Genomic DNA, 25,809 nt, shown 5'->3' on the forward strand with positions numbered 1-25,809 from the left:
CCCTCGTTTTGGGATTGCAAAGGTAGAAACCTTTTCTGAATTTGCAAACTTTATTTTTTATTATTTTAAAGCCGCTTTTTCAATTCACAACCGCATTTTCGTTTCCTCTTTTGCGGGCTGCAAAGGTATGAACCTTTTTGAATTTTGCAAACTTTAATTTTAAATATTTAGTTGCTTTTTACTTTCAGAGAACGTCCCGCTATTTCGTTTGCGGGCTGCAAAGGTACACAGCTTTTTTAAATGTGCAAATGGTTTTGTGGTTTTATTGATAGTGTATTTTTAACACGCTGAAAATAAGGCAGAAAAATTTGAAATTCCTGATAGCAAAAGTAGCTGACAACCGCTTTTAGTCGCAATGGGGGTAATAATTATCTGCAAAAATGTTTTTTGTAAGCCATAGTATATATACACGGAATACTGAATTGAAAGCTTGCGAAGCTCAAAAAAACTAACGAAAGCCTATATATAATATATATTGGCAGATAAAAATGGCAATTATACATTGTTTGTTTAACCAATGCCCGTTTATTTACAGGCAAAAAAACGGATCACAAATGCAATTAAGCCGAAAAGTATTACGCCTTAACAGAACCTTTAATGTAGAGACGCAATATTTTGCGTCTCCGGCAGACAGCTACCCAACATATATACCTGCCGCGTTAGGGATTGCAGCGGATACCGGCCCGTGGTTAAGGCCATGTGTAGTATGAGCGGAAAGCCCGCCCGCAGGGAACGCCCAATTGTGTTATTTGGTCATTGGGGGCATTGTATATTTGTTATCGGCTTGTGAAATGCTGAAACAAATTCAACATGACAGGCTTTTTATATAATACTATATATACACTACATTATTATAGCATGGCTATTGCGTAGTTCATTACTTAGCCCGAGAGGTGCTGAAACAAGTTCAGCATGACGGGCTTTTATATATACTATATACTACATTATTATAGCATGGCTATCGCGTAGTTCATTACTTAGCCCGAGAAGTGCTGAAACAAGTTCAGCATGACGGGCTTTTATATATATACTATACCATATATACTACACACTATATTACTACACCTACTTATTATACCCGCCACTCTCCTCACTCCCCAAACCAACCCCGCCCACTCCATACGTTAAAAGATGTTAAATACTTACACCATATATATAAGGTGCAGTTTTGGCGTTATATATTCGTCCACTAAATAAATAATTGACTGATTTATAATATTCAACTATCTTTGCAAAATGTTTAAAAAACAACTACTCATATTTTCAAGCGTAATGCTCCTGTTAATTATTACGCTTGCCGGTTGTAAAAGCAAATACGAAAAGTTAAAAGCAAGTAACGATAACGCAAAAAAATACCAGGAAGCCGTAAAGCTTTATAATAAAAAGGATTATAGTAAAGCCCTGGGTTTGTTTGAAGATTTGGTTGCACGTTACCGTGGCCGTACCGGTTATGAAGACCTGTATTATTACTATGCTTATACCAACTATAAGCTGAAAGATTATACTGCTGCCCGTTACCATTTTAAAACATTTGCAGATACTTACCCATCGAGCCCAAGGGCCGAAGAGTGCCGTTTTATAGCTGCTTATTGTTTTTATCTGGATTCGCCGGTTTTTTCGCTTGATCAGGAGAACACGCTGAAAGCTATTGAATCGTTACAGTTATTTATTAACTTGTACCCAAAGAGTGACCGTGTTACCGAAGCAAGCAAGCTGATACAAAACCTGCGCGATAAACTGGAGGAGAAAGCTTATGCTAACGCTAAGTTGTATTTAACTATTGGCGATTTTCAATCATCAGTTATAGCGTTTAATAATATGCTGCGGGATTACCCTGATACTAAATACGCCGAAGAACTGGAGTATTTAATTGTTAAAGGCCAATATGAATATGCCAGGGTGAGTAACGAGCGCAAACAGGAAGAACGCTTTAACCAGGCAATTACTTACGCAGATCAGTTTACTGAAAAATACGAAGGAAGTAAATACCTTAAAGCGGTGGCCAACTTAAAAGGCGATAGTGAGCACGGTATAATAGGTGCTAAAAGAATGTTAGCAGAGGCTAACTTAAACCCAAGACTGGCGGCCAAAATGGCTAAAAAGGATACTACATCTACACAGCCACCATCAGTTAAAGGCAGAGATAATCAGAAAATACCATATTAATAAATAAAAAAGACATGAACGTTACCAACACAAACAAACCAGCTGTAGCAAGCAGCACAGTAACCCGTGATTTGCGCGAACTGGATGTGAAAACCGACAATATCTATGAGTCGCTTGTAATTATGTCAAAAAGGGCAAACCAGATATCAAACAATATAAAGGAAGAATTACATCAGAAACTTTCTGAATTTGCATCAGCAAATGATAACCTGGAAGAAGTTTTTGAGAACCGCGAGCAAATTGAGATATCAAAACATTACGAAAGATTACCTAAGCCTACTTTAATTGCGATACAGGAATTTTTGGATAACAAAATTTACTACCGCAACCCGGCTAAAGAAGCTAAAGAATTGTAACCCCCCGCCCCCCTGAAGGGGGAGCAAAAGCTTATAACAAGCCCCTCTCATTATTGACAGGGGCTTGTTTGTTTGATATAGTTTGTTATTTATATATTTGATTGTCATTCCCCCTTCAGGGGGTTAGGGGGTAGAACTCAATGCTGGAAAATAAAAACATAATTTTAGGTATTTGCGGCAGCATTGCTGCTTATAAAGCGGCTACGCTGGTACGTTTACTAATAAAGGCGGGCGCAAATGTACAGGTAGTAATGACACCCGACGCTACCAATTTTATTACGCCTTTAACACTATCAACCTTATCAAAGCGCCCTGTATATTCAGAATATTTTAAGCCTGATACCGGCGAATGGAACAACCATGTTGACTTAGGCCTTTGGGCCGATGCCATTATTATTGCCCCTGCAAGTGCCAACACCATGGCTAAAATGGCAGGCGGGCATTGCGATAATTTACTTACAGCGGTATACCTATCGGCCAAGAGCCCGGTATATTTTGCCCCTGCTATGGATTTGGATATGTGGAAGCATGAATCTACCCAGGACAATATTGATAAGCTGCAAGGCTTTGGCAACATACTCATCCCCCCCGGTAACGGCGAACTGGCAAGCGGTTTACATGGCGAGGGTCGAATGGCCGAGCCGGAAGAGATTGTTGCCTTCCTGACCGATGATATTAAAAAGAAACTGCCCTTAGCCAATGTACCCGTACTGGTTACCGCCGGGCCTACCTATGAAGCTATTGATCCTGTACGTTTTATTGGCAACCATTCATCGGGTAAGATGGGCTTTGCCTTGGCTGATGAATTGGCAGCCTTAGGCGCCGATGTTATTTTAATTGCCGGCCCTACAGCTCAAATAAGTAAACAAAAAAGCATAAAACGTATAAATGTGATAAGCGCCGCAGAAATGCTGGATGCCTGCCTTTTGCATTTTGATGCCGTTAAGGCCTGCGTTATGTGCGCCGCCGTTGCAGATTATACACCGGTAACAGTAGCCGACCAAAAACTAAAGAAACAGGATGACGGACTAAACATCGACCTGAAAAAAACCACCGATATATTGAAGACCCTTGGCGCCCAAAAACGTGCCGGTCAGGTTTTGGTGGGCTTTGCTTTAGAAACCCAAAACGAGGAACAATATGCTGTTGAGAAGCTGCAGAAAAAAAATCTCGATCTTATTGTACTAAATTCGTTAAATGATGCCGGCGCCGGATTTAAAAATGATACTAATAAAGTAACTTTGATAGATAAAAATTTGAATAAAACGGTTTATGAACTGAAAAGCAAAACCGAGGTTGCCCGTGATATTTGCGCCAGGGTTATTGAACTGATAAAAAAATGAAAAGAGCTTTAATTTTTACCCTGCTAATTGCTGCCTGTTGCTTTGCTAAAGCGCAGGACCTGAACGCGCGTGTAAAAGTTGTTGCTCCTAAAATACAAATAACCAATAAGCGGATACTCCAAACGCTGGAAACCGCTATGAAAGATTTTTTGAATGGCCGCAAATGGGCTGCTGATGCTATTGCGCCTAATGAACGTATAGCCTGCAACTTTGTGTACAATGTTACCAGCTGGGATGGCGGCAGTAACTTTAGCGGCGAGCTGCAGGTGCAATCGTCAAGGCCGGTTTTTAATTCAACCTATACATCAACCTTGTTAAATATTAATGATAAGGATGTTGATTTTACCTATACAGAAGGCCAAACTATTGACTATACCGACCAAAGCTTTCAAAGTAACCTGAGCTCGGTAATGGCATTTTACGCTTATATTATTGTGGGGATGGATTACGATTCGTTTTCCCGCTATGGTGGCTCACCTTATTTTGCAAACGCGCAAAACGTGGCCATTAACGCGCAAACATCATCATTTAGGGGCTGGAAAGCTTTTGACAGCAACCTTAACCGCTACTGGCTGGCAGAAAACCTGAACAATAAATTATACCTTAACCTGCGCGGCTTTATGTATGATTATCACCGCAACGGGCTGGATGTTATGGCTGATAACGCCGCCAAAGGCCGTAAAGCTATCGCTGCCCTGTTGCCGGTATTGCAACAGGTAGACCGTAAGCGACTTGGCTCTTACTTTCCGCTGGCATTTTATACGGCTAAAGATGATGAGTTTGTATCCATTTTTAGCAATGCTTCCCCGCAAGAAAAAATGCAGGCCATGAATATATTGGTTCAGGCCGATCCATCAAACGGGGGTAAATACCAAACACTGCAGGGAAAGTAATAAGAGATAGATCCCGGATATGCATTTCATTTTAACCTGCCCAATGAATAAGTAACACGTGTTATACTATGGTAATAAATTATTTAATCAAATAAGATCATGGAACAACAACTTGAACAAATTCGTGAACAGCAAAAGGAATCATGGAACAGGTTTTCTTCTGGCTGGAAAAAATGGGATGACCTGGTTATGGATTTCCTGGAACCAATGGGCCATGAAATTATCCGGAAGATCTATCCCCAAAACACCGATGTGGTACTGGATATTGCAGCGGGTACCGGCGAACCGGGATTAACCATTGCATCAATGTTAAAGGGAGGGAAAGTAGTAATTACTGATCTTTCTGAAGATATGCTGGCAATAGCCCGCGAAAAAGCCGAAGAAAGAGGAATAAAAAATATTGAAACACGTGCCTGTGATGTTTGTGAGCTTCCGTTTCCTGATAATACTTTTGATGCGATAAGCTGCCGTTTTGGCTTCATGTTTTTCCCTGATATGGAATTGGCCGCTAAAGAAATGGTTCGTGTTTTAAAACCCGGCGGAAAAATTGCCACTTCGGTTTGGAGCGCTCCTGAAAAAAATTTCTGGGTAACAGCCATTATGGGAACCATTAACAAAAACATGGATCTGCCGGCACCCCCGCCAGGCGCACCCGGAATGTTTCGCTGCGCTAAGGAAGATCTTATAACAGATCTGTTTTTACGGGCAGGTTTAAAAAATATATCGCAAAGAGAAATTACAGGGCAGCTCAACGCCAAAACAACCGATGGTTATTGGAATATGATGTTAGATATAGGTGCCCCTATTGTTGCCGCGTTAAGTAAGGCCGATGATGCGATGAAAGAAAAAATAAAAAAAGAAGTTTTTGAAATAGTGAATCAAAAATTTCCTGATGGAAACGTTATAATTGACTCAAGCGCTTTGGTTATTTATGGCGAAAAGTAGTTTATTGAACCAAATATAAAATTCAAATGCTTATATAAGGATTATCTTTGATGAACTATCTTTACTCTTTTTAAGCGATATATATTTATGAACAAACGGTGGGTTTTAAAAGATGCGGCAGATGATAGTATTATACAGGAATTATCGGCAGCACTTAACATAAACCCGGTTTTAAGCAGCTTGTTGGTTCACCGGGGCATCACCACTTTTGAGGATGCCCGGTACTTTTTTCGTCCAAGCCACCTGCATCTGCATGATCCTTTTTTGATGCAGGATATGGAGAAAGCCATTGAACGCATTGAACAAGCCATCGCCAAAAATGAAAAAGTTTTAATTTACGGCGATTATGATGTGGATGGCACAACAGCCGTTGCACTGGTGTACAGTTTCTTTAAAAAGCGGTACAATAATTTAGAGTATTATATTCCTGACCGTTATAAAGAAGGCTACGGAATTTCTACCGCGGGTATTGATTATGCCGCCGCCAATGGTTTTAAGCTCATTATCGCTTTAGATTGCGGTATAAAGTCAGTCGATAAGATTGCTTACGCAAATACTTTAGATGTTGATTTTATTATTTGTGATCACCACTTACCCGGCGATGAATTGCCTGCTGCCGTTGCTATTCTCGATCCAAAACGGTCAGATTGCGAATACCCGTATAAAGAACTCTCGGGCTGTGGCATAGGGTTTAAACTGATACAGGCTTATGCTGAAAAACATGACCTTCCTTTTGAGGAAGTAACTGAATATCTTGACCTGGCAGCCATCAGTATTGCATGCGATATTGTGCACATTACCGGCGAAAACCGTGTGCTGGCATATTTGGGGCTGCAAAAGATCAATGAAAACCCATGCATCGGCGTAAAAATGCTGATGGAAGTTGCAGGCAAAACAAAGGAATATACCATATCTGATGTGGTGTTCCTGCTTGGCCCGCGTATAAACGCTGCAGGCCGTATTGATGATGCCAAACATGCGGTTGAACTGCTTATTGCCTGCCACGTGGATGCCGCCAAAGAAAAAGGCGATATGATAAACATCCGCAATACCGAACGCAAGGGGCACGACCTTCAAATTACGGATGAGGCTTTGAGTATGATAGATAATGATGAGGCACTTATAGCCCGAAAATCTACAGTGGTTTTTAACGAGAACTGGCACAAAGGCGTTATCGGGATTGTGGCATCGCGTTTAACTGAAAAGTATTACCGCCCTACCGTAGTATTAACCCGTTCTAACGGGCACGTGGCAGGCTCTGCCCGGTCGGTTTTTGGGTATGACCTTTACGAGGCGCTTTGCGGATGCAGCGATCTGTTGCTGCAATTTGGCGGGCATAAATATGCTGCAGGCTTAACCATGGAGCCCGAAAATGTGCCTGCGTTTATTGAAAAATTTGAAGAAGTAGTAAGTGCCACCATTACCGATGAACAGCTGATACAGCAGATCCGTATTGATGCGGAGCTGGAGCTAAAGGACATTGAATCAAAGTTTTACAGGATATTAACACAGTTTGCGCCGTTTGGACCGGAGAATATGGCGCCAATTTTCCTCACTAAAAATGTGTATGTTAGCGGCAATGCAGGTTTGGTTGGCGGCAATCATATTAAGATGGCCATTATGCAACCGGGCTCTGCAGCATTTAGTTGTATAGCCTTTAACCACGCCGAATACCTGCCATTACTTAAAAATAATGTACCCTTTGATGTTTGCTATGCAATTGAAGAAAACATTTGGCGCGAACAACGCACAATACAATTAAATATAAAGGGGATTAGGTTGTTGAATGGAGAATAGTGAGTGGAGAATGGGAAATCAACGTAATCAGGTAAATCATTAAAATCAACGGTTCAGATATGATCCTCAGAGCAGAAAATTTAGTAAAGAAATATAAACAGCGTACCGTTGTTAATGATGTAACGTTTAACGTGGCTCAGGGCGAAATTGTGGGCTTGCTGGGGCCAAACGGTGCCGGGAAAACCACATCATTTTACATGATAGTAGGTTTGATAAAACCTAACGAAGGCAAAATATTTTTAGATGATGAAAATATAACCGGCGACCCAATGTATCGCCGTGCACAAAAAGGCATTGGTTACCTTGCGCAGGAAGCATCTGTATTCCGCAAGCTTTCTGTTGAGGATAATATTAAAGCCGTGTTGGAAATGGGTAAAATGAGCAAGGATAAACAGCGCGATAAATTGGAAGAACTGATAGACGAGTTTAGTTTGCATAAGGTGCGCAAAAACCGGGGCGACTTATTATCAGGCGGTGAGCGCCGCCGTACCGAAATAGCCCGCGCCCTTGCAGCCGAGCCAAACTTTGTTTTACTGGATGAGCCCTTTGCCGGGGTTGACCCAATTGCTGTGGAAGAGATCCAGGCAATGGTAGCTAAATTAAAGCACCGCAATATTGGCATCCTTATTACCGACCACAACGTGCAGGAAACTTTGTCTATTACAGATCGTGCATATTTGCTGTTTGAAGGCAAGCTATTAGAATCAGGCGTTCCGGAGGTGTTGGCCGCAAATGAAATGGTAAGAAAAGTATATCTTGGAGCAAATTTTGTACTAAAAAGAAAGACCTTCGCTCAATAATACCAATATAAAGTTCTATGACCATCATTAACTCCGTATTTACCTGGTTTATGAAAAAGCGTATCCACCAGATAGAGCTTTTTATGAAATACCCTAACGAAGTACAGGAGGAGTGGTTTGAGCAATTGGTTGCCGGTGCAGAGAATACTGAATGGGGCAAAAAGCATCACTATAAAAGCATTGAAAACCTTTTGCATTTTAAAGAGCGCGTACCCATACAAAATTACGATACGCTAAAACCCTACATTGAGCGGATGCTAAAAGGCGAACAAAATGTGCTTTGGCCTTCAGAGATCCGCTGGTTTGCCAAATCATCAGGCACCACAAGCGATCGCAGCAAATTTATCCCGGTAAGTGAGGAGTCGTTAGAGGAATGCCATTTCAAAGGTGGTAAAGATATGCTTACCATTTACTTTAATAACCGGCCAAATGCCCGTGTTTTTACCGGTAAAAGCTTAACACTTGGCGGCAGTCATCAAATTGATCAGCTAAATTCCGACACCTCTTTTGGCGATCTCTCGGCCGTATTGATGAAGAACCTTCCTCTATGGGCCGAATTTTATCGTACCCCGCACCTTGATATTGCCCTGATAGAGAATTTTGAAGAAAAAATAGAGAAGATGGCTTATGCCACTAAAGATGTAAATGTAACCAGCATTAGTGGTGTACCTACCTGGAATATCCTCCTGTTTAAGCGCATCCTGGAAATAACCGGTAAAAATAATTTGCTTGAAGTTTGGCCAAATCTGGAATTGTATTTTCATGGCGCGGTTAATTTTACCCCATATCGGGAGCAATTTAAAAAACTGATCCCGAACGATGAGATGTACTACCTGGAAACCTACAATGCATCTGAAGGTTTTTTTGGCATACAGGATCAGGACGAACCCGGCGATTTGTTGCTGATGCTCGATTACGGCATTTTTTATGAATTTCTTCCGCTCGAAAACCTTAACGACGATAATCCAAAAACGCTCACGCTTGATGAGGTGGAACTAAATAAAAACTATGCCCTTATCATTAGTACCAATGCCGGTTTATGGCGGTATATGATAGGCGATACCATCCGTTTCAGCTCCTTATCTCCTTACCGGATTCAGATAACAGGCCGCACCAAACATTATATTAACGCCTTTGGCGAAGAATTGATCATAGACAATGCCGAACGTGCACTGGCCGAGGCCTGCTCACAAACCGGTGCCATTATACGCGATTATACCGCCGCCCCTGTTTATTTTACCGGCAATGAATGCGGCGCCCATGAATGGCTGATTGAATTTGAGAAAAAACCACCCGAATTTGAGCGCTTTATAGATATTTTGGATGAAACCCTTCGTCGTGTAAACTCTGATTATGATGCCAAGCGTTTTAAAGATATGGCTTTGCGCCGCCCGATAGTCCGCAAAGTTGCCGAAGGCACTTTCTTTAACTGGATGAAAGAAAAAGGTAAACTTGGCGGTCAGCATAAGGTTCCACGCCTTGCTAATAACCGCGAGTATATTGATAGCATTTTGAAGATGCTGCAGTTGGTTGGGTAGTCGTATAAAACAAGCTGCGGCCGGAGGCCTTATAATAGTGCTCACTCGGCTGGAGCCGAGCGAGTACATGCTTTTTAGTCGCCTCCTGGCGAGTACGGATTTTTTTAGTCGCTCGCCTCCTGGCGAGTGACGGCTATTAGCAGGCCTCCAGCCGCCTCAACAATAAATTACTATATTAGATAATATGTCAGAATTTAGAAAAGCCAATACCGACCGGCCATTTTTTATAACACTGCCTGTTGTTGGCTGGATTGATGTATTTACCAGAAATGATTATTGCGAAGAGTTTATCCGCAACCTTGAATATTGCAGAAAGAACAAAGGGTTAAAGGTTTATGCTTATTGTATCATGAGCAGCCACGTACATATGATTGTTTCTCATAACAATGGGAAACTACCTGATATTATCCGTGATTTTAAAAGCTATACGGCAAAACGGCTTATCGAATTAGTAGAAAACCATCCGCAGGAAAGTCGCAAAGAGTGGTTAATTTACCTGTTTAAGTTTTTTGCCAATAACTCTGGTCAAAACAGTGAGTACCAATTTTGGCAAAAGACCAGTTTTCCGGTTGAACTGATCACCGCAGAAATATTTGATCAAAAGGTGAATTATACCCATCAAAATCCTGTGAAAGCAATGGTGGTGAATGATGAAACATGCTATGTGTACAGCAGTGCTAATCCTGATTCGCCCTTGCTCGTTGACGAAAGTTAATTGCATGCGGCCGGAGATCTGGCTTTCTGATCAATAAAAGTATGGGGCGGCCGGAGGTCTGCTAATAGTACTCACTCGGCAGGAGCCGAGCGAGTACATGCTTTTTAGTCGCTCGCCTCCTGGCGAGTGACGGCTATTATAAGGCCTCCGGCCGTCACCAAACGAAAGATCTATAACAGAATATATTGTATTACATCTGTTGCATTTAATTATCCGCTTGCGTAATACAATAAAAACCTAATCATGAAAAAGTACCTGCTTATCACACTAATTGCCCTTTTTGCGTTTACAGCCTGCAAAAAAGAAAAAAAAGTCACACCCGTTAGTCCCGGTTTGTATGGTACGTGGGAATTAAGAAGTATAATTGGTGGTTGGGGACATACGGAAATTATAGCCCCCGGCAAGGGAGAAAAGTATCAATTCAACATGGGCGATACCTACGTGAAGATCAAAGATGCCAAGATCGAAAAACAAGGCGCTTTCAATATAACCTACGTTGGAGAAGACAATGGATTTAAATACGGTCTTATCACCCTTACCAATCCGGATTATAAAGACGCGTTTAGCATTAAAGCAGATACTATTTATATAGGCAGCACAGCCGCCGATGGGCCAAGCTATCAGTATATTAAGATCAAGTAATGGCCTGCTAACGGACCTTTTTAGTCGCTCGCCTCCTGGCGAGTGACGGCTATTAGCAGGCCTCCGGCCGCCTCTCACCGCACGCCTCCAAAATTTTTACCGCCTCTACCGCTTCCTTCACATCATGTACCCTTAATATGCTCGCGCCTTTCATCAGTGCTATAGTATTTAATACCGTTGTACCGTTTAGCGCTTCTTGGGCAGTGGTGCCTAACAACCCATAGATCATTCTTTTACGTGAGATCCCCGCGAGTACAGGCAATTGCAACCTGTCAAATTCCTGCAAGCGGTTCATTAGTGTATAACTATGCTCAGCCTCTTTTGCAAAGCCAAAGCCGGGATCAAGGATAATGTCGTGCACGCCCAATTGCTTTAGCTGATGTACCTTTTTCACAAAATAATCAAACACTTCACTAAATACATCCTCATAATGGGCCTGCTGTACCATGTTTTGAGGCGTACCCCGCATGTGCATTAAAATGTATGGCACTTGTAAACGGGCAACCGTCGCAAACATAGCCTCATCAAGTTCCCCTCCCGAAATATCATTTATAATATGCGCACCGGCATTAACAGCAGCTTCGGCAACGCCGGAACGAAAGGTATCAACGGAGATCACAGCATCCGGGAAGCGGGCGGTAATAGCTTCAACAGCAGGCAATAAGCGGTCGGTTTCTTCTTCTATAGAAATATCAACCGCTCCGGGGCGGGATGAGTAAGCGCCAAGATCCAAAAATGTGGCGCCATCTGCAAGCATCTTTTCGGCTTGTGTTAAAATGGAATCTATACCGGTCTTTCTGCTTTCCGCATAAAAAGAATCGGGCGTTATGTTGATAATCCCCATCACTTTTGGCCTGCTAAGGTCTATCAATTTGCCCCCCGTATTAAGGGTTGCTTTTTTCTGAAAAAATGTATCTTTAGCCATCTTTTGGTTAAAAACGTTTAAAGTGTTGTAATGGTTAAAAATGACCATCTTTTACAACATCTACAACCTTTATAACAATTATAACTTTACAACTTAACGTGAGCAATACAGCAGCAGAATACGAAGCGGTAATAAATATTTGCAAAGGCCTTTTCATGAAAAAGACCCGCGACTATGGCACCGCATGGCGCGTACTCAGGCCGGAATCAATCACCGACCAGATCTTTATAAAAGCCCAGCGCATCCGCACCCTCGAAGAAAAAAAGGTATCTAAAATAGATGAAGATATTACCGGCGAATATATTGGCATTGTAAACTATTGCCTTATTGCCATGATGCAATTGGATAGCACACCCCAAACTCCTTTTGAGCTGGAAGCCGCATTTGTTGAAAAACAATTCGACGAAAAAGCCCACGAAACCAAAGAGCTGATGTTTGCCAAGAACCATGATTATGGCGAGGCCTGGCGTGACATGCGCATCAGTTCGTTAACCGATCTGATACTGATGAAACTACTGCGTGTTAAACAAATTGAAGATAACAAGGGGCAAACACTGGCATCTGAAGGTGTAAAAGCCAATTATCAGGATATGCTGAATTACGCGGTGTTCGCATTGATAAAACTGGGAGTAAAATGAAGAACAGCTTGGTATGGTTTTGCCGCATAGCAGTTGGGCTGCTTTTTATTTTTTCGGGACTGATAAAAGCGAATGACCCACTGGGTTTTTCCTACAAGCTCGAAGAATATTTTGAGGTATTTCATTTAACATCACTTAACGGCTTGGCTCTAAGCCTGGCTATTATTTTATGCGCACTCGAAATGATATTAGGTTTTGCCCTGCTCATAGGTACCCGCGCGGTACAGGTAGTTTGGGGATTATTACTGCTGATAATCTTTTTCGGGTTCCTTACATTTTATTCGGCATTTTTTAAAGTGGTGCAAACCTGCGGCTGCTTTGGCGATGCTATTCCATTAACACCGTGGCAGTCATTCAGCAAAGACATGGTTTTGCTGCTGCTGGTGTTGGTACTATTTGTGAACCGTACAAGCATTAAATCGGTATTCAGCAAAAAAACAGGCGATAAGCTGCTTATTGGGGCTACTGTAGTTTTTGTAGGCTTTGGCCTGTACACTTACAATTTTTTGCCCATAGTAGATTTTTTGCCTTATAAAATAGGCGCTAACATTCTGGAGGAAATGAAAACGCCTCCCGGCGCCAAGGCGGATGAATTTGAGGTTACCTATCACCTTACAAATAAAAAAACCAAAGAAACCAAGGTGATGAGCGATAAGGAATACCTTAAAACTGCCATCTGGAAAGATACTAATTGGGAAATAAAAGGTAACCCCGAAAGTCGTTTAGTAAAAAAGGGCTTCGAGCCTAAGATCCGCGATTTGAACATACAGGACGCGCAGGGGAATAATTACAACCAGGAATTGTTATCAAACCCTTTTTATAGTCTGGTGATTGTGGCATATAATCTGGAAGGCACCAATACTAATGCCCTGAACCGCATTAACGCTTTATCGGCCAATTTGATCCAAAACTTTAACACCCGCGTTATACTGCTTACCTCAAATGCCCCGGCTAATGCTGAGGTTTTTGCTAAACAACATAAATTGGTAGGCGAATTATTTTATGCCGATGGCGTTCCGCTGAAAACGATGGTGCGCTCAAATCCCGGGATTATATTACTAAAAAACGGAACTGTGATCAACAAATGGCACTATCATAACATGCCTAAATATGAAGATCTGGTTAAAAACTACTTAAGCAAGCAATGAACCGGATATTTTTAATTGGTTTTATGGGCTGCGGTAAAACATCATGGGGCAAAAAACTAGCCTCGGGTTTAGGTTATGATTTTATTGACCTCGACCACGTGCTGGAAGCCCACGCAGGCATGACTATTCCCGAATATTTCTCTGCCCACGGCGAAGAAGAGTTCCGCAAGCTGGAATCAGAAATTCTGAAAACAACCGAATACCCTGAGAATGCAATAGTATCTACAGGTGGCGGGCTTCCCTGCTTTTTTGACCATATGGAGTGGATGAACAGTCACGGGCAAACCTTATACATTCAGCTTTCTCCAAAAGCATTAGCCAGTCGTTTAGAAAATCCTAAAACAGCGCGCCCCGTATTGCAAGGCAAAACAGGCGACGAACTGGTAGCTTTTATTGAACACAAATTAGCCGAACGGGAAGATTATTATTTGCAGGCAACCCACACTATAAACGGGATAGATCTATCGGTAGAGAAGTTGGCGGAGGTAATTGGGCTTAAGGCCACTTAGTATAATCCATCCGGTTATCAAACATCGAAACAATTATTATCACATCCTTTGAAATGGTATAAAAAACAGATAATTGTTTACTCAATACCGCGCGATGTACTTTTTTTGTTTTTGATGCTTACAGGATACAATAAAGGAAATACTGCTACAACTTTCTCAAAGCTTTCCAGTAGGCTGTAAAAATTGTTTACTTCTTTTTGCGTAAAGTAATGTAGAATATAATACTTAATTGAAATGGAGTCATTGATCGCCCTATCAGCGTATTCAACCTGATGAAGCTTATCAGGCATTCTTCAGTTTCTTCCAAAAATCATTAGATGATACTACCCGGCCGTTTTCAGCATCAGCCAAACCTTCATTGATTCGTTCAATCTGAGACTCGCTCAAACTATCCCACCAATCGTTATCTGTTTTAGAATCTTTTAAACTTTCCAGGAAAGAAAGCATACTTGTATCAGATAGCTGTTCAATCCACCCTATCAAATTTGATTTGGTTTGCTTTATCTCTTCTACTGACATATAACAAATTTAACTATTCTACCTCAAATAAACCGCATCTTCTTCACCTACAACATCTAAAATAACATCAACGTGTTCTTTTATAACGGTTGAGAGGGCAATACCGGCATAATCTGTAGTTACTGGAAAGTTTTTGTGATTGCGGTCTACCAGTACTACGGTGCGCAGCTTTTTTAACGGCACATCAAGGAAAACACCGAAGCCATAGGCTAAAGTTTTGCCACTGTTCAGTACATCATCAACCAGTACTATCACTTTGCCGCTGCAATCGTTAACATCAAAATTTGTTTTGGCATGCAGGCTACTGCTTTGTTTCTCCAACTCAATGGTTAATAGTTTGCTCGTGAACGGCGCTATTTTATCAAGCACGGCTTTTAACCTTACGGCAAGTTGGTTGCCGCGGGGTAAAATACCGGCAATCAGGATCTCTTTTTCATCAAAATTATCTTCCAGCACCTGGTAAGCTATACGATCTATCTTCTGCTGTATCTGCTTACTGTTTAATATCAGGAGTTTTTTATCGGACATGGCTCAATAATTTTGACAGGTAAATATAAAGGAACGTTTCAACATTCCAATTTTCAAGCTACTTCTTTACGTAAGGATAATACACAAAGTTAGCGCCCTCGGGGGTAACCACAAAAACGCACATAAACTCATTTGGGTTTTTGTAGCTGTTAACAAAGCGTTCTTTTAGCTCGGCTTTAATAATGCCACGCTCAACAAATTCTTCGATGGTTGATGCATGTACGCTCCAGTCGGTATTTAGTTCGTTCCTGTCAAGGATCAGTTCACCTAATTTTAATTCATGCTGATGTGCCAGAAATATAGGATATGATGAAATTCCCTCCAGCATAATTTCGGTAGCTACCTCGCGGATGGATTCATTAAAGAATTTAAGATCGCGTTCTAAACTTAGCAGCGGACTCTCTTTTTTAGCTTTATCTTGTTCTCCGCTTCTTTCATTCAGCAGTTCTTCGGGATCCATATATTTTTACTTTACTAAGTACTACAATTTATTCTTCGGGCGGTTTGGGTTTAATATTTTTCATATTAAACTTGGGTTTATACGCCGGTTTTGGTGGTGTAATCTCTTCCGGTGCTGCAGGCTCCGGAGTTTTTGCCTCCGGTTCTGCCGGTTGCTCCGCTTCTGCTTTAGGCTCTTCGCTTTCCACTGGTTTTGGTGCAACCATTTTCATGTTAAACCTGGGTTTAAAACCTGCGGGTTTCGGTGCCGCGGTTTCAGCCGGGTTTGCCTCCGGCTCGGTCGTATTCTGCGTTTCCTCTGGCTTTGCTTCAGGAGTTGCTGCCTGCTCAGTTTTAGGAGCGGCCATTTTCATATTAAACCTTGGCTTAAAGCCTGCCGGTTTTGCTGCAGGGTTTTCCGGTGGTTTTGCTGCCGCTTCGTTATCAGTAGTTCGAGGCATTGCATCGGCTTTGGCCTGCATCGCTTCTTTTTCCTGCTCAAAGGGCGGGTGCTGCTCTTTAGTTGCAGCGGCCTCATTAACTTCGGGCGTAGCAGTGGCGCTACTTTCAGGGGCCTGGTCTTTTATATCGCTTGTGCTTGCAACTGGTTTACTGCCCATACCGGGTTTAAACCTCGGCTTAAAGCCAACCGACGGGGCGGGTATTTTTTCTTCTGATAAAGCTTCGGTGATAGTTTGTTCGGCCAATTTGTTTTCAATATGCATCTTCTCCGGTTTTAATTCCGGTGCCAGGTGATACTGTAGCCTCAGCTTATTAAACCAGTATTTTTTGGTATGGTCGAAGCTTTTTTCGCCCATTTGCTCAAAGTGCTTTTTAAATTCCGAAAACAATGCCGGCTCGCCGCTTTGTAAAGCAACAAGGTCAATTCTTTTCTTATTAAAAAACTCCTCGAAAGTCATGCTGTTATTTATTATTTAGATTTGAGATATGAGATTTTAGATGTAAGACAGCTTGTCCCCTTCATCTCAAATCTCCTATCTCTGTTCTCAAATCTCTTATAGCGATACATCCACATCCAGCTTATTAAACCGGATGCCTTTTTCGGTTTGTTGCCAGTCTTCACGTTCCTCGTCTGTGGCATTCAGCAATTTAGGGAACCACTCCAACGGGAATGCCTGCTGCTTACCATCAGCTTTCTCTACAAAAAGTAAACCATTGGCAAAAGTTACCTTAACTTTTTTTTCCTGCTTACGCGATGTGAATAAAGGCATGATGTTTAATTTTTATATGTCATTGCGAGCGATAGCGAAGCAATCTCGTCGCATGCTAAGCTTTTATGCAACAGCGACGAGATTGCCGCGTCGCTACGCTCCTCGCAATGACATATTTAGTTATATGGGTCCTGCTGAGCTTGTCGAAGCATTGCGGGCGGGCCTTTGCACACGTCCTTCGACAAGCTCAGGATGACCCCGGCAAATGCCATTTCTCCTTCAGAGGCATCGGATTTATAACTCAGCATAACAAATCCGAAATCAAATTACTCCGCCATATTATGATAAACTGCCTGTACGTCGTCATCTTCCTCTAAACGGTCAATAACTTTCAGTACATCAACAGCTTCTTCTTCAGTTACTGTAACAAATGACTGTGCTACACGCTCCAGCTTGGCAGATTTGGTTTCTATACCAATTTCTTCCAGTGCCTTTTGCATCTTGCCAAAATCTTCAAAGGCAGTATGTAAAACAGCAACATCGTTTCCTTCCTCGTCGGCCTCCACAAAAAGGTCTTCCAGTCCGGCATCTATCAATTCAAATTCCAGCTCTTCCAGATCGCGGTCGCCCGGGTCAAATGTAAAAACCGATTTACGGGTAAATATAAAGTCTAACGATCCGGTTTTACCTAAAGTACCGCCATACTTTGTAAAATAGCTGCGCACGTTAGCAACCGTACGGTTAATGTTGTCTGTAGCAGTTTCTACCAATATAGCTACGCCATGCTGCGCGTACCCTTCATAAACCAGTTCTTCGTAATCTTTTTCATCCCTGCTGGTCGCTCTTTTTATAGCCGCCTCTACCCTGTCTTTAGGCATGTTTACCGCCTTAGAGTTTTGGATAGCCGTACGCAGGCGCGAATTTGAGTTTGGATCGCCACCCCCGGCTTTTACCGCCATTACAATTTCTTTACCTAAACGGGTAAACTGCACGGCCATTTTAGCCCAGCGCTTAAATTTTCTTTCTTTACGGAATTCAAATGCTCTTCCCATAGTAGCCCCCAGCCCCCTAAAGGGGGAGCCGGGAATTGATTTTTATATTGTTATACATTAACCCAATTGTTCCCCCTTCAGGGGGTTAGGGGGTTCTAAATTACGTTTTTTAAATTACTTAGCATATCATTTGTCATTGCAGGCAAATCATATTCCAGTTTCCAGCCCCAGTCCTGTTGTGCCCGGCTATCATCAATTGATTTTGGCCAGCTATCGGCAATGGCCTGCCGCGGGTCGTTATCTGCGTAGCTTATTTCAAAATCGGGCAGGGTTTGTTTTATCTGCTCTGCCAGTTGTGTTGGCGTAAAGCTAATGCCTGCCAAATTATAGCTGGACCGGATAGTTAAATTCTCTGCCGGTGCATCCATCAAACTAATTGTAGCACGGATGGCATCGTCCATATACATCATTGGCAAGGCTGTATCCGCAGAAAGAAAACTTTCATACTTACCATTCTTTAACGCCTCATGAAATATATGCACGGCATAATCTGTAGTGCCGCCACCAGGTGAGGCGCGCCAGCCAATTAAGCCCGGATAACGGATGCTGCGTACATCTACCCCATATTTTGCATGGTAGTACTCGCACCAGCGTTCGCCGGCCAGCTTGCTGAAACCGTAAACCGTGTTAGGGTCCATTACGCAATACTGTGGTGTATTATATTGCGGCGAATGCGGGCCAAATACGGCTATTGAGCTCGGCCAGAACACTTTGGCGGTTTTAAACTCTACCGCAAAATCAAGTACATGTATCAGGCCGGTCATGTTGAGGTCCCAGGCCATTTTAGGTTTTTGTTCGCCTACGGCAGATAATATGGCTGCAAGCAGGTACACCTGTGTAGGGCGGTATTTATCAAATAAATGATGTAAATTATCTTTATCTAATACGTTAGCAAACTCAAAGGGACCGCTGTTACGCAAAGCGTAGTTGGGGTTATTAATGTCAGATGCTATTACGTTTTCTATTCCGTTTATTTCTCTTAAAGCAGTTACCAATTCTGTACCAATTTGGCCATTAGCACCAATCACTAAAATCTTTTCGCTCATGCAATCACAGTTTGGCTACAAAGGTAAATTTTTTTGTCTGAACCCGAATTTTGTCTGAACCTGAATTGACAGAATTAAAGAATTTACTGAATTTTATATCAACAATAATTCAGCAAGTCAGCCGATTCTTAAAATTACGAAAATTAAAAAAATTCAGGTTTAGGTAAATTTTGCATACTAAATTGGTAGTCATTTCGCAAAAAAATTGCATATTTGAAGTTTATTAACATAAAATTAATCATAAAATGAAAGTCGCAGTTGTTGGTGCCACAGGTTTGGTAGGCACTAAAATGTTGCAGGTTCTCGCAGAACGCAACTTCCCCGTTACAGAATTGATCCCCGTAGCTTCCGCAAAAAGTATTGGTAAAGAAATTACTTATAAGGGTAAGCAGTATAAGGTGGTTTCTGTTGAGGATGCGATTAAACAAAAACCAGATGTTGCCTTGTTCTCTGCCGGTGGCAGCGCTTCTTTAGAGCAGGCCCCCCTGTTTGCCGAAGCCGGTACAACGGTAATTGATAATTCATCGGCCTGGCGTATGGACCCTACCAAGAAATTGATAGTGCCCGAAGTAAATGCTGATGTGCTTACCGCCGATGACAAGATCATTGCCAATCCAAATTGCTCAACCATACAAATGGTAGTGGCTTTAAAACCATTGCACGATAAATATAAAATTAAACGCGTTGTAGTATCAACCTATCAATCGGTAACAGGTACTGGCGTAAAGGCGGTAGACCAGCTTTACAACGAGCGTAAGGGCATTGACGGGCCAAAAGCATACCCATATGCCATTGACCTGAACGTTTTGCCTCATATTGACGTATTTACCGAAAACGGTTACACCAAGGAGGAAATGAAAATGGTTAAAGAAACCAATAAGATAATGGGCGATGACAGTATCCGTGTTACGGCAACCACTGTACGGATCCCGGTTATTGGCGGCCACTCGGAATCTGTAAATATTGAGTTTTTGCACGATTTTGACATTGCCGAAGTAAGGGAGCTATTAGCTAATTCGCCGGGTATTGTTGTGGTTGATGATGTTGCTAACTTAAAATACCCTATGCCACTTGATGCGCATGATAAGGACGAAGTATTTGTAGGCCGTATCCGCCGTGATGAAAGCCAGGACAAAACCCTTAACTGCTGGATTGTAGCCGATAACCTGCGTAAAGGCGCGGCAACCAATGCGGTACAGATTGCAGAATATTTGCTGGCTAATCATTTAATTGGGCAAGCTGTAGAGGCGTAGTAAACAAAACCAGTGTCATTACGAGCGATAGCGTGGACAACCGACCGTAGGGAGCTCATTAATTCCATAAAGAGAAATCAAAATCAGTAATAATCTCGTAGCCAATGCATTAACACTTAATACAAGCGACGAGATTGCCACGTCGCTACGCTCCTCGCAATGACATCTTAATGTGATATATTTGTAAAGACAATCTTTTAGATTGTCTTTACTTTTTTAAACTACTATGATCTCTTTCGCTCACCGTGTTTTTATGGAAGTTGCCGCTAACCTGAGTTTTTCAAAGGCGGCGCAGGTGCTGTTTGTAACCCAGCCTGCCATTAGCAAGCATGTAAAAGCCTTAGAAGACCAATACAAGGTAGCTTTGTTTGAACGCAAGGGCAACAGTATTTTACTCACCGAAGCGGGCGTTAAGCTCAACGAATATCTTTTACAGGCGACCGAAATTGAGCGGAAGATAGATTATGACCTATCCATTTTAAGCAATGCATCAAACGCGGCCGGGCATTTGCGCCTGGGCGCCAGTACCACTATCGCGCTATATATTTTGCCCTCAATCCTCTCCGGTTTTCAGCGGGAGTATGCCAGCGTGGGCGTGCAACTGGTTAACCGCAACTCCGAATATATTTTGAACGCCCTGCTTAACCACGAGGTTGACCTGGGTATTATTGAAGCCGACAGCAAGCTAACCACCGTGAGCTACAAACCTTTTATGAGCGACGAAGTGATACCGGTATGCTCGGCTAAAAGTCCGCTGGCTGGTAAGTCATTAACGCTGAAACAGTTTGTTAAAACCCCATTGGCTGTGCGCGAGCGTGGGTCGGGCACATTAACCGCACTGTTAAAAGCTTTATCCGCATTAAATATAAAGCCGGCAGACCTGGCAGTTAAAATCCGCTTAGGCGGTACCGAGGCCCTAAAAAACTTCCTGCTGGCCGATCAATGCCTGGGCTTTATGCCGCGCCCTTCCATTGTACGCGAACTGGCCGAAGGCGATCTGGTAGAAGTACCCATAGAAGGCTTAACAATAACCCGCGATTTCTTTTTTATCCGCAGAAAAGGAACTGAAGATTATGGTTTAACCGGGAATTTTGTGAGCTATGCCTTACAGCACGTAGTACCTGTTAAATGATCATTTTAATGTAAGCAATTTCAATTTTCTAAAACTACCCCATATTTCATTTGTAATTATATTAACTATAAAAACAATTGTTATGGCTAATTTAAGTAATAAGAAGGTAGCAATACTAACCGAAGAAGGATTTGAGCAGGTAGAATTAACCAGCCCTAAAGAAGCATTAGAAGCTTCGGGTGCAACAGTACATGTAATATCGCCCAAGAGCGGCAAAATAAAAGCATGGGACCACACCGACTGGGGTATTGAAATTGATGTGGATAAACAACTAAGTGATGTTAGTCCGGATGATTATGATGCCTTGGTATTACCGGGTGGCGTACTCAACCCCGATAAGCTTCGCCAAAATAAGGACGCGGTTGCATTTGTATCTGCATTTTTAGATGAAGGCAAACCCGTGGGCGCTATTTGTCATGGGCCGCAAATGCTAATTGAGACCGGCATGATAAACAGCCGGACTTTAACATCTTATCCATCATTACAAACCGATTTAAAAAATGCCGGTGCCAATTGGGTAAACCAGGAAGTAGTTGTTGATAACGGCCTGGTAACAAGCCGTACCCCTGCAGACCTTGACGCCTTTAACCGTAAAGTAATTGAGGAAATTGGCGAGGGTGTGCATGCGTAATGATATAATCTTACGCCGTCGCTCGGCTCCTGCCGAGTGACCTGTATTATAAGGCCTCCGGCCGCAGCTAATTAATGATCTCGCCGGCCAGAGGCCGTTGAATAGTCGTCACTCGGCATGAGCCGAGCGACTGTAGCAACTAATTAGATAAAAAGCAGAACCGAAAACCGGTTCTGCTTTTTATCTTTACCCCCATGCCTCAACAAAAAGCTGTAATTATTGGCGCGGGAATCGCGGGGATCGCTGCGGCTATCCGTTTGGCGGTGAAGGGTTATTCGGTTGAGGTATTTGAAGCTAACAGCTACCCCGGTGGTAAACTGTCTGAAATTGAACTGAACGGCTACCGCTTTGATGCCGGGCCAAGCCTGCTTACTATGCCACAATACATTGATGAGCTTTTTACGCTGGCAGGTAAAATCCCGGCAAATTATTTTAAATACCAAAAGCTGGATGTGGTTTGCAAATACTTTTATCCCGATGGCACAAAACTGAATGCTTATGCCGATACCAAAAAGTTTGCCGAAGAAATTAATACACAAACCGGCGAACCGGCTGCATCAGTTGTAAACTACCTGGCCAACAGCAGGGATATATACAGTATTACCAATCATGTTTTTTTAGAACGCTCGCTGCATCGCCTGCAAACCTATATGCGGTGGGATACACTGAGGTCTATCTTCAGGTTTCCGCAGATAGACCCCTTCCGAACCATGCACAAGGCCAACAGCAAAAGCTTTAAAGATAAGCGGGTGGTGCAACTTTTTGACCGCTATGCTACCTATAACGGTTCAAACCCGTACCAGGCACCTGCAACCTTAAATGTGATACCACATCTGGAGCATCATTTTGGCGCCTACTTTCCCAAGGGTGGGATGTACAGCGTTACGCAATCACTTGTAAAACTTGCCGAAGAGCTGGGCGTAAAATTCCACTACAATACCAACGTAGATGAAATAGTTTTAGAAGGAATAAAGGTGAAGGGAATAAAGACAAAAGCTGAACTCATAGCAGCTGATATTGTAATTCCCAATATGGATATCTGGTTCACATATAAGAAATTACTAAAAAATCACCCGCAACTGCACCCGCAGAAAACCTTGGGCCAGGAACGCAGCAGTTCGGCATTAATATTTTATTGGGGAATAAAAAAGAATTTCCATCAGCTTGATCTGCACAATATATTTTTTAGCGCAGATTATAAATCCGAGTTCGATCATATCTGGCAACAGCACGGTATTTACCACGACCCAACCGTTTATATAAATATCAGCTCCAAATACAAACAGGACGATGCCCCTGCCGGTTGCGAAAATTGGTTTGTGATGATAAATGTACCTGCCAACAACGGGCAGGATTGGGATAAGCTAATTGCCGGTGCCCGCAAGAACATTCAGCAAAAACTTTCCGGGATTTTAGGAGGGGACATTACCCCGCTAATTGCCTGCGAAACCATCCTTGATCCGCGAAGCATTGAAACTAAAACCTCATCTTATAAAGGGTCTATTTACGGCACCAGTTCCAACAACCAGTTCGCCGCTTTTTTAAGGCATGCCAACAGATCATCAAAAGTTGAGGGTTTGTATTTTTGCGGAGGCAGTGTACATCCGGGAGGTGGGATTCCGTTGTGTTTATTATCGGCAAAAATAGTCGCCGACCTTACCCCAACCCCGCCCCCATTTTTCGCAGAAAAATAGGAACCGGTACGGCGCCTTGTCAGTTGAGCTGACGTTAACGCTCCAATCTCCTCTAAAAATCTCTAATTTTCACTAAAAATTTACCAGAAAAAGTCACTTATTTCGGTATCTTTTTAGCTTTCTCTAACCATTTTCTCCAAAGCCTCAATCCATTTTGGCGAGTCGTTTAAACTCTCCACTAATTGAACATGTTCGCCGCCTAAGGCTTTAAATTCGTCGCCATATTCGGTGGTAACTTCGTAAACGGTTTCCAGGCAGTCGGCCACAAAAGCCGGGCAAAATACCAATAGTCGTTTTTTACCTTCTTTGGCCATTTGGGCTATTATTTCGCTAGTATAAGGCTGTACCCATGGGTCGTTGCCCAGGCGGGATTGGAAGCAAACAGTGTAATTCTCTCTCGCCAGGCCCATTTTGGCGGCAATCAGGCGCGCCGTATCATGTGATTGTGCCGAGTAACAAAATTTGTTAGTATCGTTCAGGGTGTTACAACAGCCATCAACCTGCAGGCAATAGCTGTGTGTATGGTCGCATTTTTTTAGCTGGCGTTGTGGCAGGCCGTGAAAGCTGAACAGGATATGGTCATAAGTCTCCGGCTGATATTTAGCAGCATTATCTGCAAACGTTTCAATCATTAACTCATTGTTGTGAAATGAGTTAGTAAAAGTAATATTGGGTACAGTTTGCCATTCCTTAACCAGGGTCATTACCTTTTCATGCACCGAACCTGTACTTGCAGAGGCATATTGCGGGAACAGGGCAATTACCTGTATTTCGCTCACCAGGGCATCTTTTAATTTCTTTAATGCCGATTCAATAGATGGGCTTTGGTAGCGCATAGCCAGTTCAACCATATAACCATCGCCAAGGCGCTGCTGTAAGGCCTTCTGTTGTAAAATGCTATAATACATTAAGGGCGAGCCCGTTGTATCATCCCAAATGGCCCGGTAAAGCTTAGCCGATTTTGGCGCCCTGAAAGGTACAATAATGGTTTTCACCAAAAATGTGCGCAATACCGGGTTAACATCAATAACCCTGGGATCCATTAAAAATTCATCCAAATATTTACGTACATCCGCTGTCGACGGACTATCCGGCGTACCTAAGTTTACCAGTAAAACTCCCTTTTTTGCCATAATTATAAGAGGTGCAAATGTAATAAAAAACGCCCTAACCAATTGTGACGCTCGTCATTATTGCAAAATGATGATACCATTCGTTATGCTTATTTGGCTCCCCCTTCAGGGGGCTGGGGGGTTGCCCATAATTTCCACCAGGGCACCCAGGGTGCATCATGGTGTTCGTAGTGGTAACCGAAAAAATAACAGCTAAAAAAAGCTAAAAAATGGTTTCGCGGTAAGCTGCGGGATTGGTGTTTGTTATCATGCTCGCCTTTGTGCGGCAGGTAAGTACCGAAGTAAAATAACTGCAATGTGCTTAGCAACGAGGGCACCACCCAAAACAAGATTAAGTTGGGCTGCGGGATCCAGATCTTGAAAACATTAAATAATGCCGCCATAACCACAATTTGCCAGATGGACAGGTAATTACGGATGAATTGAATGTACCACCTAATAAATGATCCATCGTGATAATCGGGGTCATCAGCGGTATGTACATGATTATGGTGTTGGTGATGCTTGGTATAAAGCTTTGGATACCAAAATGATGCGTACAAAAAAGTGCAAATAAAACCAATAAGGTTGTTAATGTTTTTATTGGGCGCTACGGTACCGTGCATAGCATCATGTGCAGTAATGAACAAGCCGGTGTACAAATGCATTTGCACTAAAATAAACACGTAAAGCAGCGGATTTGAAAAATTAACCTGCCATTGCATCAGCAAAACGGTTGAGGCTACCCAACTGCCAATAACCAGCAGGGCAATAAATAAACCGGTATATGAAGGTATTTTTTTCAAGCAATTTTATA

29 protein-coding genes are annotated in these 25,809 nt (G+C 42.5%); 18 read left to right on the top strand and 11 right to left on the bottom strand.

From position 1 onward, the window contains the following. Window positions 1–554 precede the first annotated feature (554 nt). The 11 genes from WC743_RS07185 (at window position 555) to WC743_RS07235 (ending at window position 11,195) form a co-directional block, all read left to right on the top strand. Complete coding sequence (locus tag WC743_RS07185; RefSeq protein ID WP_373011208.1) at window positions 555–710, top strand: hypothetical protein; 156 nt, start codon at window positions 555–557, stop codon at window positions 708–710. Between the two features lie 526 nt (window positions 711–1,236). Beyond that, window positions 1,237–2,166, top strand: a complete 930-nt coding sequence (locus WC743_RS07190; protein WP_373011209.1) for an outer membrane protein assembly factor BamD — start codon at window positions 1,237–1,239, stop codon at window positions 2,164–2,166. Between the two features lie 14 nt (window positions 2,167–2,180). After that, window positions 2,181–2,522, top strand: coding sequence for a DNA-directed RNA polymerase subunit omega (locus WC743_RS07195; RefSeq protein WP_373011210.1), 342 nt, complete (start codon window positions 2,181–2,183; stop codon window positions 2,520–2,522). 140 nt (window positions 2,523–2,662) lie between these two features. Further along, complete coding sequence (coaBC, locus tag WC743_RS07200) at window positions 2,663–3,865, top strand: bifunctional phosphopantothenoylcysteine decarboxylase/phosphopantothenate--cysteine ligase CoaBC (RefSeq protein WP_373011211.1); 1,203 nt, start codon at window positions 2,663–2,665, stop codon at window positions 3,863–3,865. After that, window positions 3,862–4,758 carry a DUF4835 family protein gene (locus WC743_RS07205; RefSeq protein ID WP_373011212.1) on the top strand — a complete coding sequence of 299 codons (897 nt, stop codon included), beginning with the start codon at window positions 3,862–3,864 and terminating at the stop codon, window positions 4,756–4,758. The genes coaBC and WC743_RS07205 overlap by 4 nt, the downstream gene beginning before the upstream one ends. A 99-nt stretch (window positions 4,759–4,857) precedes the next feature. Continuing rightward, the gene (locus tag WC743_RS07210) at window positions 4,858–5,703 is read left to right on the top strand and encodes a class I SAM-dependent methyltransferase (protein WP_373011213.1); all 846 of its coding nucleotides are present in this window, start codon (window positions 4,858–4,860) and stop codon (window positions 5,701–5,703) included. Window positions 5,704–5,790: 87 nt separating this feature from the next. Then, window positions 5,791–7,500 (top strand): single-stranded-DNA-specific exonuclease RecJ, encoded by a 1,710-nt coding sequence (recJ, locus tag WC743_RS07215; protein ID WP_373011214.1) that lies wholly within the window; start codon window positions 5,791–5,793, stop codon window positions 7,498–7,500. Between the two features lie 59 nt (window positions 7,501–7,559). Continuing rightward, window positions 7,560–8,300 carry an LPS export ABC transporter ATP-binding protein gene (lptB, locus tag WC743_RS07220; protein ID WP_373011215.1) on the top strand — a complete coding sequence of 247 codons (741 nt, stop codon included), beginning with the start codon at window positions 7,560–7,562 and terminating at the stop codon, window positions 8,298–8,300. A 17-nt stretch (window positions 8,301–8,317) separates the two neighbouring features. Then, window positions 8,318–9,838 (top strand): GH3 auxin-responsive promoter family protein, encoded by a 1,521-nt coding sequence (locus tag WC743_RS07225; protein ID WP_373011216.1) that lies wholly within the window; start codon window positions 8,318–8,320, stop codon window positions 9,836–9,838. Window positions 9,839–10,022: 184 nt separating this feature from the next. Next, window positions 10,023–10,553 (top strand): transposase, encoded by a 531-nt coding sequence (locus tag WC743_RS07230; RefSeq protein ID WP_373011217.1) that lies wholly within the window; start codon window positions 10,023–10,025, stop codon window positions 10,551–10,553. 243 nt (window positions 10,554–10,796) lie between these two features. After that, window positions 10,797–11,195: a hypothetical protein gene (locus WC743_RS07235; RefSeq protein WP_373011219.1), complete on the top strand. Its 399-nt coding sequence runs from the start codon at window positions 10,797–10,799 to the stop codon at window positions 11,193–11,195. Between the two features lie 52 nt (window positions 11,196–11,247). On the opposite strand, the gene folP is transcribed toward WC743_RS07235, so the two are convergent. Then, complete coding sequence (folP, locus tag WC743_RS07240) at window positions 11,248–12,120, bottom strand: dihydropteroate synthase (protein WP_373011220.1); 873 nt, start codon at window positions 12,118–12,120, stop codon at window positions 11,248–11,250. Window positions 12,121–12,275: 155 nt separating this feature from the next. Here folP and WC743_RS07245 point away from each other — a divergent pair, with 155 nt between their 5' ends. Genes WC743_RS07245 through WC743_RS07255 form a run of 3 tightly spaced genes read left to right on the top strand, consistent with a single transcriptional unit; the run spans window position 12,276 to window position 14,415 of the window. Continuing rightward, window positions 12,276–12,758: a DUF1599 domain-containing protein gene (locus WC743_RS07245; protein WP_373011564.1), complete on the top strand. Its 483-nt coding sequence runs from the start codon at window positions 12,276–12,278 to the stop codon at window positions 12,756–12,758. Next, window positions 12,755–13,906 carry a BT_3928 family protein gene (locus tag WC743_RS07250; protein WP_373011221.1) on the top strand — a complete coding sequence of 384 codons (1,152 nt, stop codon included), beginning with the start codon at window positions 12,755–12,757 and terminating at the stop codon, window positions 13,904–13,906. Before WC743_RS07245 ends, WC743_RS07250 begins: the two co-directional genes overlap by 4 nt. Next, window positions 13,903–14,415, top strand: coding sequence for a shikimate kinase (locus WC743_RS07255; RefSeq protein WP_373011222.1), 513 nt, complete (start codon window positions 13,903–13,905; stop codon window positions 14,413–14,415). Before WC743_RS07250 ends, WC743_RS07255 begins: the two co-directional genes overlap by 4 nt. A gap of 77 nt (window positions 14,416–14,492) precedes the next feature. On the opposite strand, the gene WC743_RS07260 is transcribed toward WC743_RS07255, so the two are convergent. The 8 genes from WC743_RS07260 to WC743_RS07295 all read right to left on the bottom strand — a co-directional run bounded on the left by WC743_RS07260 (window position 14,493) and on the right by WC743_RS07295 (window position 19,170). After that, window positions 14,493–14,705, bottom strand: a complete 213-nt coding sequence (locus WC743_RS07260; RefSeq protein WP_373011223.1) for a hypothetical protein — start codon at window positions 14,703–14,705, stop codon at window positions 14,493–14,495. Beyond that, entirely contained in the window at window positions 14,698–14,934 is a 237-nt protein-coding gene (locus WC743_RS07265) for a hypothetical protein (protein ID WP_373011224.1), read from the bottom strand. Before WC743_RS07265 ends, WC743_RS07260 begins: the two co-directional genes overlap by 8 nt. 18 nt (window positions 14,935–14,952) lie before the next feature. After that, window positions 14,953–15,462, bottom strand: coding sequence for a phosphoribosyltransferase family protein (locus WC743_RS07270; protein ID WP_373011225.1), 510 nt, complete (start codon window positions 15,460–15,462; stop codon window positions 14,953–14,955). Between the two features lie 58 nt (window positions 15,463–15,520). Beyond that, window positions 15,521–15,922, bottom strand: a complete 402-nt coding sequence (locus WC743_RS07275; RefSeq protein WP_373011226.1) for a hypothetical protein — start codon at window positions 15,920–15,922, stop codon at window positions 15,521–15,523. 28 nt (window positions 15,923–15,950) lie between these two features. Beyond that, a complete protein-coding gene (locus WC743_RS07280) occupies window positions 15,951–16,820 on the bottom strand; it encodes a hypothetical protein (RefSeq protein ID WP_373011227.1) in 870 nt (289 codons plus the stop codon). A 96-nt stretch (window positions 16,821–16,916) separates the two neighbouring features. Continuing rightward, window positions 16,917–17,132, bottom strand: a complete 216-nt coding sequence (locus WC743_RS07285; RefSeq protein WP_373011228.1) for a DUF2442 domain-containing protein — start codon at window positions 17,130–17,132, stop codon at window positions 16,917–16,919. A gap of 266 nt (window positions 17,133–17,398) precedes the next feature. Then, a complete protein-coding gene (locus WC743_RS07290; RefSeq protein ID WP_373011229.1) occupies window positions 17,399–18,124 on the bottom strand; it encodes a YebC/PmpR family DNA-binding transcriptional regulator in 726 nt (241 codons plus the stop codon). A gap of 95 nt (window positions 18,125–18,219) precedes the next feature. Next, a complete protein-coding gene (locus WC743_RS07295) occupies window positions 18,220–19,170 on the bottom strand; it encodes an NAD-dependent epimerase/dehydratase family protein (protein WP_373011230.1) in 951 nt (316 codons plus the stop codon). A gap of 245 nt (window positions 19,171–19,415) precedes the next feature. Between WC743_RS07295 and WC743_RS07300 the strand changes: the two genes are divergently transcribed. The 4 genes from WC743_RS07300 to crtD all read left to right on the top strand — a co-directional run bounded on the left by WC743_RS07300 (window position 19,416) and on the right by crtD (window position 23,880). Beyond that, window positions 19,416–20,423: an aspartate-semialdehyde dehydrogenase gene (locus tag WC743_RS07300; protein WP_373011231.1), complete on the top strand. Its 1,008-nt coding sequence runs from the start codon at window positions 19,416–19,418 to the stop codon at window positions 20,421–20,423. Window positions 20,424–20,649: 226 nt separating this feature from the next. Further along, window positions 20,650–21,555 carry a LysR substrate-binding domain-containing protein gene (locus tag WC743_RS07305; protein ID WP_373011233.1) on the top strand — a complete coding sequence of 302 codons (906 nt, stop codon included), beginning with the start codon at window positions 20,650–20,652 and terminating at the stop codon, window positions 21,553–21,555. An 82-nt stretch (window positions 21,556–21,637) separates the two neighbouring features. Then, window positions 21,638–22,186, top strand: a complete 549-nt coding sequence (locus WC743_RS07310; RefSeq protein ID WP_373011234.1) for a type 1 glutamine amidotransferase domain-containing protein — start codon at window positions 21,638–21,640, stop codon at window positions 22,184–22,186. A 194-nt stretch (window positions 22,187–22,380) separates the two neighbouring features. Then, window positions 22,381–23,880 carry a 1-hydroxycarotenoid 3,4-desaturase CrtD gene (crtD, locus tag WC743_RS07315; protein WP_373011235.1) on the top strand — a complete coding sequence of 500 codons (1,500 nt, stop codon included), beginning with the start codon at window positions 22,381–22,383 and terminating at the stop codon, window positions 23,878–23,880. Between the two features lie 113 nt (window positions 23,881–23,993). Here crtD and hemH read toward each other — a convergent pair whose 3' ends face one another. Further along, the gene (gene hemH, locus WC743_RS07320) at window positions 23,994–25,013 is read right to left on the bottom strand and encodes a ferrochelatase (protein WP_373011237.1); all 1,020 of its coding nucleotides are present in this window, start codon (window positions 25,011–25,013) and stop codon (window positions 23,994–23,996) included. An 89-nt stretch (window positions 25,014–25,102) separates the two neighbouring features. Continuing rightward, window positions 25,103–25,798, bottom strand: a complete 696-nt coding sequence (locus tag WC743_RS07325) for a fatty acid desaturase (protein WP_373011238.1) — start codon at window positions 25,796–25,798, stop codon at window positions 25,103–25,105. Window positions 25,799–25,809: the final 11 nt, after the last annotated feature.

Source organism: Mucilaginibacter sp., assembly GCF_041660805.1.
Classification (GTDB): Bacteria; Bacteroidota; Bacteroidia; order Sphingobacteriales; family Sphingobacteriaceae; genus Mucilaginibacter.

What these genes read in the sequence shown, in the direction of transcription:
- WC743_RS07185 (WP_373011208.1), top strand. Translation starts at nt 555, where the DNA reads ATGCAATTAAGCCGAAAAGTATTACGCCTTAACAGAACCTTTAATGTA.
- WC743_RS07190 (WP_373011209.1), top strand. Translation starts at nt 1,237, where the DNA reads ATGTTTAAAAAACAACTACTCATATTTTCAAGCGTAATGCTCCTGTTA.
- WC743_RS07195 (WP_373011210.1), top strand. Translation starts at nt 2,181, where the DNA reads ATGAACGTTACCAACACAAACAAACCAGCTGTAGCAAGCAGCACAGTA.
- coaBC (WP_373011211.1), top strand. Translation starts at nt 2,663, where the DNA reads ATGCTGGAAAATAAAAACATAATTTTAGGTATTTGCGGCAGCATTGCT.
- WC743_RS07205 (WP_373011212.1), top strand. Translation starts at nt 3,862, where the DNA reads ATGAAAAGAGCTTTAATTTTTACCCTGCTAATTGCTGCCTGTTGCTTT.
- WC743_RS07210 (WP_373011213.1), top strand. Translation starts at nt 4,858, where the DNA reads ATGGAACAACAACTTGAACAAATTCGTGAACAGCAAAAGGAATCATGG.
- recJ (WP_373011214.1), top strand. Translation starts at nt 5,791, where the DNA reads ATGAACAAACGGTGGGTTTTAAAAGATGCGGCAGATGATAGTATTATA.
- lptB (WP_373011215.1), top strand. Translation starts at nt 7,560, where the DNA reads ATGATCCTCAGAGCAGAAAATTTAGTAAAGAAATATAAACAGCGTACC.
- WC743_RS07225 (WP_373011216.1), top strand. Translation starts at nt 8,318, where the DNA reads ATGACCATCATTAACTCCGTATTTACCTGGTTTATGAAAAAGCGTATC.
- WC743_RS07230 (WP_373011217.1), top strand. Translation starts at nt 10,023, where the DNA reads ATGTCAGAATTTAGAAAAGCCAATACCGACCGGCCATTTTTTATAACA.
- WC743_RS07235 (WP_373011219.1), top strand. Translation starts at nt 10,797, where the DNA reads ATGAAAAAGTACCTGCTTATCACACTAATTGCCCTTTTTGCGTTTACA.
- folP (WP_373011220.1), bottom strand. Translation starts at nt 12,120, where the DNA reads ATGGCTAAAGATACATTTTTTCAGAAAAAAGCAACCCTTAATACGGGG.
- WC743_RS07245 (WP_373011564.1), top strand. Translation starts at nt 12,276, where the DNA reads ATGAAAAAGACCCGCGACTATGGCACCGCATGGCGCGTACTCAGGCCG.
- WC743_RS07250 (WP_373011221.1), top strand. Translation starts at nt 12,755, where the DNA reads ATGAAGAACAGCTTGGTATGGTTTTGCCGCATAGCAGTTGGGCTGCTT.
- WC743_RS07255 (WP_373011222.1), top strand. Translation starts at nt 13,903, where the DNA reads ATGAACCGGATATTTTTAATTGGTTTTATGGGCTGCGGTAAAACATCA.
- WC743_RS07260 (WP_373011223.1), bottom strand. Translation starts at nt 14,705, where the DNA reads ATGCCTGATAAGCTTCATCAGGTTGAATACGCTGATAGGGCGATCAAT.
- WC743_RS07265 (WP_373011224.1), bottom strand. Translation starts at nt 14,934, where the DNA reads ATGTCAGTAGAAGAGATAAAGCAAACCAAATCAAATTTGATAGGGTGG.
- WC743_RS07270 (WP_373011225.1), bottom strand. Translation starts at nt 15,462, where the DNA reads ATGTCCGATAAAAAACTCCTGATATTAAACAGTAAGCAGATACAGCAG.
- WC743_RS07275 (WP_373011226.1), bottom strand. Translation starts at nt 15,922, where the DNA reads ATGGATCCCGAAGAACTGCTGAATGAAAGAAGCGGAGAACAAGATAAA.
- WC743_RS07280 (WP_373011227.1), bottom strand. Translation starts at nt 16,820, where the DNA reads ATGACTTTCGAGGAGTTTTTTAATAAGAAAAGAATTGACCTTGTTGCT.
- WC743_RS07285 (WP_373011228.1), bottom strand. Translation starts at nt 17,132, where the DNA reads ATGCCTTTATTCACATCGCGTAAGCAGGAAAAAAAAGTTAAGGTAACT.
- WC743_RS07290 (WP_373011229.1), bottom strand. Translation starts at nt 18,124, where the DNA reads ATGGGAAGAGCATTTGAATTCCGTAAAGAAAGAAAATTTAAGCGCTGG.
- WC743_RS07295 (WP_373011230.1), bottom strand. Translation starts at nt 19,170, where the DNA reads ATGAGCGAAAAGATTTTAGTGATTGGTGCTAATGGCCAAATTGGTACA.
- WC743_RS07300 (WP_373011231.1), top strand. Translation starts at nt 19,416, where the DNA reads ATGAAAGTCGCAGTTGTTGGTGCCACAGGTTTGGTAGGCACTAAAATG.
- WC743_RS07305 (WP_373011233.1), top strand. Translation starts at nt 20,650, where the DNA reads ATGATCTCTTTCGCTCACCGTGTTTTTATGGAAGTTGCCGCTAACCTG.
- WC743_RS07310 (WP_373011234.1), top strand. Translation starts at nt 21,638, where the DNA reads ATGGCTAATTTAAGTAATAAGAAGGTAGCAATACTAACCGAAGAAGGA.
- crtD (WP_373011235.1), top strand. Translation starts at nt 22,381, where the DNA reads ATGCCTCAACAAAAAGCTGTAATTATTGGCGCGGGAATCGCGGGGATC.
- hemH (WP_373011237.1), bottom strand. Translation starts at nt 25,013, where the DNA reads ATGGCAAAAAAGGGAGTTTTACTGGTAAACTTAGGTACGCCGGATAGT.